Below are 11,440 nucleotides of genomic sequence, written 5' to 3'. Positions count from 1 at the left end.
ATTAAGAAACCTAAGTCTAACGACTTAGGTTTTTTTTTGCTTAAAATTTAGAATAAAAAATAAATTAATCGGATAATTTTAAGTAAACATAAATATTATATATAAAAATAATTACTTTTGTTGATTATGGTGTCCTTTTAAAGGGTGAGAGCGAAGCTTGGCTTTGGTATACTTTAGTTATAGCAAGATATCTTGCTGTTTATCTGAGGTTGCTAATGGCGAAAAAACCGAATTATTCAGTGCGTTTTGTAGCAGGTCAACCTGTTGAAAGGATTGAGCCCAGCCCACCTTTAAGTGAAAGAAAGGATACCTTACCTATCGGAATGCCCCTTTACACTGAAGGCACTCTAAAAATTGCGGTTTGGAATATCTATAAACAGCAACGACTCAATTGGCGTAATATGTTGGAAACGCTCTCAACAGATACGCATTTGCTTTTGTTACAAGAAGCTCAAACTACACCTGAGCTTGTACGTTTTGCTGGAATTCACCATTTAATTGCAGACCAAGTCCCTGCCTTGGCTTTTCAACAACACCCAGCTGGTGTGATGACATTATCAAGTTCCCATCCTATCTATTGCTGCCCTCTCAGAGAGAAAGAGCCCTTTTTACGACTACCCAAATCAGCATTAATTACGGTATATCCATTAATTACGGGTGATCATTTAATGGTTATTAATGTACATGCGATTAATTTTAGTTTTGGTGTCGATGTTTATCAGCGTCAATTGAGCAATTTATCTGTTCATATCATGCATCACAAAGGACCTGTTATTTTAGCGGGTGATTTTAATGCGTGGAGCCGCCCAAGAGTCAATGTATTAAAACGTTTTGCAAGAGCGTTAAGACTTAAAGAAGTTATTTTTGATAATGATTGGCGTACAAAAGCCTTTGGTAAACCTTTGGATTATATTTTTTATCGAGGGTTATCGTTGAATAAAGCTGAGGTCTTAATCACAGATGCATCTGACCATCATCCTTTAATCGCAACATTTTATTAGTAGGTAATAATAACATAAGTTAATGTTTAATTTTTTAATATTTAAATTAAATATGATTATATCTATCATTTATTAATATAGCATATATTATGCTTAACTAATCTATCTATTTAATCTATTTGTTATATTAATGTTATTTACTATACTTTTTTGGTCTATCTAATATCACTAGATATAGGAAATAAAATGCCAACAAAAAATATAGTTATTATTGGCGGTGGTACCGGCGGAACTATTCTTGCTAATATCCTAGCTAAAAAATTAAATGACGAAATCTTTTCAAATAAAATTAAAATTACGCTTATTTCAGATAATCCTAATCATTATTACAAACCTGCATTTATGTATATTGCATTTAATCTTTTTTTAAAAGAAGAGCTAATGCGTTCAGAAAGAAGTTTATTAAGACCCGAAATTGAATTTGTTATCGATAAAGCAGAACGTTTTGACTTTAATAATAAAGTGATTTATTGCGAATCTAATAAAAAATATAACTATGATTTTTTAGTATTAGCAACAGGTTGTGTTCCTAGTCCTCATAGAATTGAAGGCTTAAAAGAAGCGGGAAATCATTTTTACCAATATGAAGCCGCAAGAACACTTGCTGATAAATTAGCTAAAATTGAAAAAGGTCGTGTATTTATTACTGTTAGCTTCCCTGAAACACCTAATGTACCGCATCAATGTGGTATTGCTCCTATGGAGACAACATTGATGCTGGATGAGCTTCTTCGTCAGCGTCGGGTGAGAAATAATATTGAAATTGTTTATACCTATCCTACGGTTGCTCAACTTCTAAGAAACTGTCTGTTTATGCAACAAGAGGTTTGTGAAGTTCTTCCGGCCGTATTCTCTGAGCGAGATATTAAAGCTAAGCGAGGCTTTACGTTGAGCCATGTTGATCCTGATAAGAAAATAGCTTACTCAAAAGAGGGCGAGGCAGAGCCATTTGATATCCTTATGAGTACACCGCCTATTACGGCCGTTGAGGCGATTCGTAATACAGGTTTGAGTGAACATAATAATGGTGAAGGCTGGTTACCTACTGATCCTGAAACATTGCAAGTCTATGGATTAAATCAAGTGTATGTTCTTGGTGATACGGTTGATTTACCGATTAGTAAAGCCGGTGGTAGTTGTCATAACCAAGCGGGTGTAATTGCAAATAACATCTGTGGCGAGCTTCGTTACGGTTATCCTGCTGCGATTTATGATGGTCGTGTGCAGGCGGTCGCACAAATGGGATTATCAGCCGGTATGCCATTACAGTATGACTATAAACATGACGTAATTCCTACACCACCGACAAAGCTAGGCGGATTACTGCGTAATAGTTATAACCGAGGTTTATATTGGGCAACCGTTAGAGGATTATTATAGGGGATACAATAATGAGTGAAAATAACTTAAGCCCAGCAGATATTCAACTATTATCTGATGAAGATAAATTACATCTTCAACATTTATTAGAAAAAGCAAGACCATTATTAGCATTAAAGCGCTTTGATAATATCGTCGATTTATTATCTTTAATATCTGACTCAATAGATATTATGGATAATGCAACGGTTGAAAAACTTTCGGTTGCGTTTGAAGAAACATTAATTCCAGTATGGGAGTTAAGTGCTGCTTATAATATGGCAAAGAAAGAATCTATTTATCAAGATAAAAAATATACATTAGGTTCAACTTTTGCGTTATTAAGAAACCCTGATACGCTTAAAGGGATTTCAATTATTCTAAGAACAGTTCAAATTATCGGGGAAAATAACCAAAGAATAGAAAATTAATTAATAATTAGGAGATATAATGACGCAAAGTAATAAACATTTTAATACTCAAGCAATACATTATGGTTATTCTCCGTTAGATTTTCAGAGGGCATTAGTGCCTCCTGTTTTTCAAACATCCACTTTTGTTTTTCCAACGGCACAATATGGTGCTGATTGCTTTGCTGGAAAACAAAAAGGGTATTTTTATTCTCGGATCTCAAACCCTACTTTAGAGTTATTAGAAAAGCGTTTAGCACAATTAGAAAATGGTGAAGGCGCCGTTGTTTTTTCTTCAGGAATAGGGGCAATTACTTCTAGTTGCTGGTCGTTACTTCAGCCTGGTGATGAACTCATTGCTGATATGACGCTTTATGGCTGCACTTTTACATTTTTCAATCATGGACTGGCTAAATTTGGTGTTAAAATAAAGCATGTTGATTTAACTAACCTTGAAAAACTGAAAGAAGCGATTACTGAGAAAACAAAATTAATTTTTTTTGAAACTCCTGCTAATCCTAATATGCGTGTCAGTGACATAGCAAAAATATCAGAAATAGCGCATCAACATAATATTTTAGTCATGGTAGATAGCACTTATTGCTCGCCTTATTTACAACAACCTTTGGGGCTTGGTGCTGATATTGTTGTGCATTCTATGACCAAATATTTATCAGGTCATGGAGATGTCACTGCAGGAGCAATTATTACCACGCACGCCCTAGCAGATAAAATACGTGTTGAAGGTTTAAAGGATATGACTGGGGCTTGTTTGTCTCCTCATGATGCTTCGTTAATATTGCGAGGAATAAAAACGCTAGGCATAAGGATGGAGCAGATCTGCCAAAATGCACAACGTATTGCAGAATATCTTACAGATAATCCTAAGGTTGAAACTATTTATTATCCGGGATTAGTTTCTTTCCCTCAATATGAACTCGCCAAACGCCAGATGCGTTTATCTGGTGGCATGATAGCTATTGAGCTAAAAGGAGGCATAAAAGCGGGTAGAGAGTTTCTCAATCGTTTAAATCTCTTTAGTCGAGCAGTGAGTTTAGGAGACTGCGAATCTTTAGCTCAACATCCTGCCACAATGACTCATGCCACTTATAGTGCAGAAGAACGACAAAGACATGGTATTAGTGATGGTTTAATTCGACTATCGATTGGTCTTGAAGATGTGGATGATTTAATTGCTGATTTAAAACAAGCTCTGGCTTAGTGAAAATCGCATAATTTATAATAAAGAAAAAGGCTGTGAATTAATCCACAGCCTTTATTGTTTAACTCAGAATTGTTTGATTCAGAAATGTGATTTATTTCTGGTTCATTCTCGGTTTGATACCGACATAATAGCCAACAGTTAAAATAGCTACCCATACCATACCGACAACCAATGCCATTCTGGTTGACTCAAAATAGCCTAAGATTGCGATAACAAACGCCATAAAGACGATAGTCAGTGCTGGTGCAACAGGCCATAGCGGTACTGGAAATTTAAGCGTTTTCACTTCATCTGCACTCATCTTGCGACGCATAGCAACTTGAGAAAGCAAAATCATTAACCACACCCAAACTGTTGCAAATGTCGCAATAGAAGCGATTAAAACAAAGATTTGCTCTGGAATAAGGTAGTTAAGTACTACGCCCAGCAACAATACAACAGACATCACTAGCACCGTCATCCAAGGCACACCATTGCGAGTGAGCTTCATAAAAGATTTTGGTGCTTGCCCTTCTTGAGCCATGCCGTACATCATACGACCAGCACCGAAAATATCACTGTTGATCGCAGAAATTGCAGCTGTGATAACCACAAGGTTTAAGATATTTGCCGCTGAATTGATCCCTAGATTTGAGAAAATCTGTACAAATGGGCTACCGTTATGGCCGATTTGTTGCCAAGGGAAAATGCACATTAGAATGAAAATCGTCAGTACATAGAATAATAAGATACGAAACGGTACGGCATTGATAGCTTTAGGAATGGTTTTTTCAGGATCTTTAGCTTCACTGGCAGTAATACCAATGACTTCAATCCCACCAAACGCAAACATCACAATGGCAAGTGAGGCGATAACCCCTTCAATGCCATTCGGCATAAAGCCACCAAACTCCCATAAGTTAGAGATACCAATAGGGTGTTCAGTTTGTTGGCCAAAGCCATACATCATAATGACAACACCACCAATTATCATGGCGATAATGGCGGTCACTTTAACAATGGAAAGCCAAAATTCCATTTCACCAAATATCTTCACATGGCAAAGGTTTAAGGCACCAATAAAGCAAACTATCCCTAATACCCATATCCATTGATCAACATCTGGGAACCAGAGTTTCATATAAAAGCCAAATGCCGTGACGTCTGCAAGACATACAATCAGCATTTCAAAAACGTAGTTCCAGCCAGTTAAGAAGCCAGCTAAAGGCCCCATATAATGGCTTGCATATTGTGAAAAAGAGCCTGCAACAGGATGATGAACTGCCATTTCACCTAATGCACGCATAACCATAAATACTGCTGCACCACCAATAAGGTAAGCAAGCAATACAGCTGGACCCGCTTTCTCAATGGCAGCCGCAGAGCCATAAAATAAACCTGTACCGATTGCAGAGCCAAGCGCCATGAAACGAATGTGCCGCCCTGATAATCCTCGTGAAAGTTGATTCTCTTTTTGCATCTAAAGTATTCCCATCTCTGTCCAACGGAGGAATGCTATCCTCTTTTTCAGTGTCTTCTCGCACGTTAGCTATTCAAAACAAACCATGTACCTTATCATAAAGCCTCTTACGGTGAGATAGTTATCTGTAATAATCATCAGCATTCATTGGATATCAGAGTTTCTTATGCAATACCCCATTAATGAAGTGTTTCAAACCTTACAGGGTGAAGGTGTTTTTACTGGCGTTCCTGCACTTTTTGTTCGATTACAGGGTTGTCCTGTAGGTTGTAGTTGGTGTGATACCAAACATACTTGGGAAAAAGAAGAGGAAAAAAAAGTTCCTCTTGGCGATATTCCTATTAAAACGCAAGAAAGCGATACTTGGGGAGAAGCCAGTGTTGCTCAGATTTTATCACTTTTCCAACAACAAGGTTATAGTGCAAAACACGTGGTTATCACAGGAGGCGAGCCTTGCTTATATGATTTACGTCCTTTAACAGAAGGGCTAGAGCAAGCAGGTTTTGCCTGTCAGATAGAAACCAGTGGTACTCACGATATTTTATGTAGTGAGAAAACATGGGTGACACTTTCCCCAAAAGTAGGCATGAAAGGGGGATTGACGGTATTACCCAGCGCAATTAATAGAGCTAATGAGATAAAACATCCCGTTGGGCGTGAAAAAGATATTGAAGCGTTAGATGCCTTACTGATATTACGCACAGAACACCCTGTGCCTGTTGTTGCCTTACAGCCCATTAGTTGTAAAGAGAGTGCAACAGCATTATGTATTAAAACCTGTATTGAACGTAATTGGCGTTTCTCTATGCAAACGCATAAGTATTTAAATATTGCGTGATCGCGTTTTTAATATAAAAAAATCAGCCAATAAAAGGCTGATTTTCTTTTAAGTGATAATGGGTTAATGTAAAACCCGATTTATTCACCGCGATAAATACATCCTGCTGTACACGTCTCTTTTACCATCACCGCAGATAATAATGGCAATGACGGTTTTACTTGTTGCCAAATCCATTTTGCCAGCACTTCGCTGGTTGGATTTTCTAGGCCTTCAATTTCATTGAGATAGTAGTGATCTAGACGCTCAAGAGTAGGTTTAAATGCGGCTTTCACATCAGCAAAATCAATAAGCCAACCTGAATGTTCATCAACTTCACCTGTTAGTTCTAATCTAACAAGAAAAGAGTGTCCATGAAGACGCCCACATTTGTGGCCTTCAGGAACATGTGGCAAATGGTGGGCTGCTTCAAACTGAAAATCTTTAAAGATGGTGGTTGTCATCAAAACTCTCTTGACTTAATTAGTAAAAAAAAGACACAAATAGAACGAAGTCTACCAGTGTAGCTGATTTAGCGTATCACGCCTAATCTCCCTTAATCTTAATGGCTTATTATGTTTCTTTTTGCTTATTCATTATATTGATAAAGGAAACCAATAAATAAATTTAGCATTTAAGGTTATTAGATAGAGCCAACAGGTCTTTAATTCGCCTTCTAGTCGTGAGATACCCTCTCAATATTAGAAATATTATCAAAGAACAATAAAGCACAGATAAGTGCTTCGCTTTTTTAAGGCAGGATAAATGAGCAATCAACCTCCATTATTATCAATGCTTCCATTAACCTCGGAGCAATTGAGTAAATTAAAGGACGCAACAAAAGATCTCTCAACAGCGCAAATTGCGTGGTTATCTGGCTATTTGTGGGGGCAGCTTAATCCTTCTGTTGTATCCGCATCGACAGCGGTTAATTCAGTACACGTACCAGAGCAGGAAACCATTACATTGATCTCTGCTTCTCAAACGGGTAATGCGCGTCATCTTGCCGAACAGTTACGAGATAATCTGGTTGCTCACAAATTGAATGTAGAACTATATTCCGCAGGTGAATATAAGTTTAAGCAGATCCATAAAACAACAACCTTGATCATCATTGCATCGACGCAAGGTGAAGGTGATCCTCCTGAAGAAGCGATAGCTTTTTATAAATATCTGAACTCTAAAAAAGCCGCTGAAATGAAAGAAACGGCTTATGCAGTATTGAGCTTAGGTGATACCTCGTATGAGCATTTCTGTAAGGCAGGAAAAGACTTTGATGAGCGAATAGCACAACTGGGCGCAACTCGTTTATTACCAAGAGTTGATGCCGATGTTGAATATCAATCTGTTGCGGATGAATGGATAAAACAGCTTACAGAACTCTTAAAAGCAAGAGTACCAGAACAAAGTACGCAAATCCTGCAACAAACACAGTCAGGTACGACGGATACAGTTAATGCTTCTATTTATCATCGAGATGCGCCTTTTACTGCTACATTACTGACTAATAAAAAAATTACAGGCAGAAATTCAGATAGAGATATTCGCCATATTGAAATCAGCCTTGAAGGTTCTGATTTACAATATCAACCAGGTGATGCGCTAGGCGTTTGGTTTAATAACTCACCTGAAAAAGTTGATGAACTTATTGCCTTGTTGTGGCTAAAAGGTGATGAACCTGTCACGTTAAAATCTCAAACATTCACCTTAAAAGAAGCGTTGCTGCATCATTGTGAACTAACTCAAAATAGCGCACCTATCGTAAAAGCCTATGCCCAATTGACGCGCCATGAAGATCTATTGTCATTGGTAGCTGATAAAACCAAGCTTCAGCAATATGCAGACAAACATCCTATTAATGAGATGGTGCGTCAATATTGTGCTCAACCCACGGCACAAGATTTTGTTGATATTTTACGTCCACTAACTCCTCGCCTTTACTCTATTGCATCGTCACAACAAGAAGTAGAAGACGAAGTACACCTTACTTTAGGGGTTGTACGTTACGACGTTAACTCGCGTACTTATACTGGTGGAGCCTCTGGTTTTTTAGCCGATAGCTTAAAAGAAGGCGATAGCGTCAATGTTTTTATCGAAAAAAATGCACATTTTCGTCTCCCTGAAGATAACACCGCACCTGTCATTATGATTGGTCCAGGTACTGGAATTGCACCTTTTAGAAGTTTTATGCAGCAGCGCGAAAATGACGCTGCAACAGGTAAAAACTGGTTATTTTTTGGTAATCCTCATTTTGTAGAAGATTTTCTCTATCAAGTGGAATGGCAACGTTATGTCAAAAGCGGTCTGTTAACTCATATCGATTTAGCATGGTCACGAGATCAAGCACATAAAATTTATGTACAAGATAAATTACGCGAACGTGGTAGTGAGATTTGGCAATGGTTACAGCAAGGTGCTTATCTTTATGTTTGTGGTGATGCATCTCGGATGGCAAAAGATGTTGAACAGGCGTTGTTAGATATTGTGATGGAGTATGGCAATAAAAATATTGAAGAAGCAGATGAATACTTAAGTGAGCTACGCCTAGAACGGCGTTATCAGAGGGATGTCTATTAAATGAAATCACACACTCAAGCGCCCTTAGTGGTTGAAGGGAAACTGGCTGATAGTGAACGCATGAAAAAAGAGAGTCACTTTTTACGCGGCACTATTACAGAAGACTTACAAAATGGTTTAACTGGTGGCTTTGAAGGCGATAACTTTTTGTTAATTCGCTTTCATGGCATGTATCAGCAAGATGACAGAGATATTCGTGCTGAACGTGCGGAGCAAATGCTAGAACCTCGCCATGCCATGATGCTACGTTGCCGTTTACCTGGCGGCATTATTTCGCCTAAACAGTGGCTTAGTATTGATAAGTTTGCGACTGAAAATACACTTTATGGCAGTATTCGTATTACTAATCGTCAAACATTTCAATTTCATGGCATTTTAAAAGGTAATGTAAAACCCGCACATCAGATGCTTGCAGCAACAGGGTTGGATTCTCTAGCTACTGCGAATGATGTTAACCGTAATGTCTTATGTACTTCAAACCCAGTGCAATCTTCGTTACACCAAGAAGCGTATGAGTGGGCGAAAAAAATATCAGAACACTTATTACCTCGCACTCATGCTTATGCGGAAATTTGGTTAGATAAAGAGAAAGTTGCAACCACAGACGAAGAGCCTATTTTGGGGGAAACCTACTTACCACGGAAATTTAAAACGTCAGTGGTGATCCCTCCTCATAATGATGTTGATCTTCATGCGAATGACATGAATTTTATTGCGATTGCTGAAAATGGGCATTTAGTCGGTTTTAATGTACTTGTGGGGGGCGGTTTAGCTATGACACATGGCGATAAGAAGACCTTTCCTCGCTTAGCCAGTGAGTTTGGTTATATCCCTATTGAGAATACATTGGCAATTGCAGAAGCGATTGTGACAACTCAGCGTGACTGGGGAAATCGAACTGAACGCAAAAATGCAAAAACAAAATACACATTAGAGCGTGTTGGCGTAGAAACGTTTAAACAAGAAGTTGAACGCCGTTCGGGGGTGACTTTTGAGGCTATTCGACCTTATGAATTTACCCATCGAGGCGATCAAATTGGTTGGTTAAAAGGTGTTGATGATAAATGGCACCTGACTTTATTTATTGAAAGTGGACGGCTGATTGATACGCCTGATGCTCCGCTAAAAACAGGTATTGCTGAAATCGCTAAAATTCATCAAGGTGATTTTCGCCTTACCGCAAATCAAAACTTAATTGTCGCAGGTGTACCAGAGAATGAAAAAGCCAATATTGAGGCAATTACTCGTCGATATGGTTTGATTAACGATAACGTCACACCTCTGCGTGAACATGCAATGGCGTGTGTTTCTTTCCCAACTTGCCCATTGGCAATGGCAGAGGCAGAACGCTTTTTACCGGCATTTACTGATACACTTGATAGCTTAATGGCTAAACATGGTGTGAGTGAAGAGCATATTGTTGTGCGCGTAACGGGATGCCCAAATGGCTGTGGTCGAGCAATGCTTGCAGAAGTTGGGCTGGTGGGGAAAGCACCTGATCGCTATAACTTACATTTAGGCGGTAATCGCATCGGGACACGTATTCCGAGAATGTATCGCGAAAATATTACCTCACAAGAAATCATCTCAATACTTGATTCACTGATTGGTGAATGGGCAGTTTCTCGTCATAACAATGAAGGTTTTGGTGATTTTCTTATTCGCACTGACGTTGTTAAACCCGTACTTAATTCTGCGATTGATTTTTATGAAGTGCAGGAGGCGGTATGAGTCTATTTCAGCTTGCTTCGCTAAAACAGTTACCTGTTGAAGAGCAGACACATGCTTTGAGCCAGATTAATCAACGGTTAGAGCAATTAAGCGCCATTGAACGGGTTACTTGGGCTTTAGATAATTTACCTAAAGCCTTTGTATTAAGTTCCAGTTTTGGCATTCAAGCCGCGGTTTGTTTGCATTTAATGACAAGACAATACCCTGATATCCCCGTGATTTTGACTGATACAGGTTACTTATTTCCTGAAACCTACCAGTTTATTGATAGTCTAACGCAGCAGTTACAACTTAACTTGAAGGTCTATCGAGCTGAAATATCTTCATCTTGGCAAGAAGCGCGTTACGGCAAACTTTGGTTAGAAGGCATTGACGGTATTGAGCGTTATAACCAGATAAATAAAGTAGAGCCAATGGAAAGAGCTTTACGTGAATTACAGGCTCAAACGTGGTTTGCAGGCCTTCGTCGTCAGCAATCTAAAAGTCGTGAACATTTGCCTGTGCTTTCAATCGCAAAAGGGATCTTTAAGTTTTTACCCATCGTAGATTGGGATAATAAGAAAGTTTATCAATATCTTAAAGAAAACGACTTACCTTACCATCCTTTATGGGAGCAGGGTTATCTCTCAGTGGGAGATATTCATACAACTCGAAAATGGGAAGAGGGTATGAGTGAAGAAGAAACACGATTTTTTGGCTTAAAACGCGAGTGTGGATTACACGAATAACGTCATTATCTGCCAATAAATAGTTGGGTAATAGAGCTTATCTATTGCCCTTTTTGTCATTTTTAAAAATCATAACTATTTGAAAATATTTTATTTTTCCTTATTCCTTTCTGTTCCATTACATATCTTTTTG

At 38.4% G+C, this 11,440-nt stretch carries 10 protein-coding genes; 8 read left to right on the top strand and 2 right to left on the bottom strand.

All coding sequences use genetic code 11. From position 1 onward, the window contains the following. The first annotated feature begins 215 nt into the window (after positions 1-215). The 4 genes from JEP71_RS06020 to JEP71_RS06005 all read left to right on the top strand — a co-directional run bounded on the left by JEP71_RS06020 (position 216) and on the right by JEP71_RS06005 (position 3,992). Positions 216-1,001, top strand: coding sequence for an endonuclease/exonuclease/phosphatase family protein (locus JEP71_RS06020; protein WP_198625916.1), 786 nt, complete (start codon positions 216-218; stop codon positions 999-1,001). Positions 1,002-1,187: 186 nt separating this feature from the next. Continuing rightward, positions 1,188-2,381, top strand: a complete 1,194-nt coding sequence (locus JEP71_RS06015; RefSeq protein ID WP_109401386.1) for an NAD(P)/FAD-dependent oxidoreductase — start codon at positions 1,188-1,190, stop codon at positions 2,379-2,381. An 11-nt stretch (positions 2,382-2,392) separates the two neighbouring features. Next, complete coding sequence (locus tag JEP71_RS06010) at positions 2,393-2,791, top strand: hypothetical protein (RefSeq protein ID WP_109395436.1); 399 nt, start codon at positions 2,393-2,395, stop codon at positions 2,789-2,791. Between the two features lie 19 nt (positions 2,792-2,810). Further along, entirely contained in the window at positions 2,811-3,992 is a 1,182-nt protein-coding gene (locus JEP71_RS06005; RefSeq protein WP_198620884.1) for a methionine gamma-lyase, read from the top strand. 94 nt (positions 3,993-4,086) lie between these two features. Here JEP71_RS06005 and JEP71_RS06000 read toward each other — a convergent pair whose 3' ends face one another. Further along, on the bottom strand, positions 4,087-5,454 hold the full coding sequence (locus JEP71_RS06000; RefSeq protein WP_098942033.1) for an amino acid permease: 1,368 nt from the start codon (positions 5,452-5,454) through the stop codon (positions 4,087-4,089). Positions 5,455-5,620: 166 nt separating this feature from the next. Here JEP71_RS06000 and queE point away from each other — a divergent pair, with 166 nt between their 5' ends. Next, positions 5,621-6,292: a 7-carboxy-7-deazaguanine synthase QueE gene (gene queE / locus JEP71_RS05995; protein WP_198625915.1), complete on the top strand. Its 672-nt coding sequence runs from the start codon at positions 5,621-5,623 to the stop codon at positions 6,290-6,292. Between the two features lie 80 nt (positions 6,293-6,372). On the opposite strand, the gene queD is transcribed toward queE, so the two are convergent. Beyond that, positions 6,373-6,738: a 6-carboxytetrahydropterin synthase QueD gene (gene queD, locus JEP71_RS05990; RefSeq protein ID WP_160230638.1), complete on the bottom strand. Its 366-nt coding sequence runs from the start codon at positions 6,736-6,738 to the stop codon at positions 6,373-6,375. A gap of 298 nt (positions 6,739-7,036) precedes the next feature. Between queD and cysJ the strand changes: the two genes are divergently transcribed. The 3 genes from cysJ to JEP71_RS05975 are packed head-to-tail and all read left to right on the top strand — an operon-like array spanning position 7,037 to position 11,307. Further along, positions 7,037-8,848 carry an NADPH-dependent assimilatory sulfite reductase flavoprotein subunit gene (cysJ, locus tag JEP71_RS05985; protein ID WP_198625914.1) on the top strand — a complete coding sequence of 604 codons (1,812 nt, stop codon included), beginning with the start codon at positions 7,037-7,039 and terminating at the stop codon, positions 8,846-8,848. Then, positions 8,849-10,579, top strand: a complete 1,731-nt coding sequence (gene cysI, locus JEP71_RS05980; RefSeq protein WP_198625913.1) for an assimilatory sulfite reductase (NADPH) hemoprotein subunit — start codon at positions 8,849-8,851, stop codon at positions 10,577-10,579. Further along, positions 10,576-11,307 carry a phosphoadenylyl-sulfate reductase gene (locus JEP71_RS05975; protein ID WP_198620880.1) on the top strand — a complete coding sequence of 244 codons (732 nt, stop codon included), beginning with the start codon at positions 10,576-10,578 and terminating at the stop codon, positions 11,305-11,307. The genes cysI and JEP71_RS05975 overlap by 4 nt, the downstream gene beginning before the upstream one ends. Positions 11,308-11,440: the final 133 nt, after the last annotated feature.

This window comes from Proteus sp. PR00224, from assembly GCF_016238105.1.
GTDB lineage: Bacteria > Pseudomonadota > Gammaproteobacteria > Enterobacterales > Enterobacteriaceae > Proteus.
This window is presented reverse-complemented; position numbering and strand designations above follow the sequence as displayed.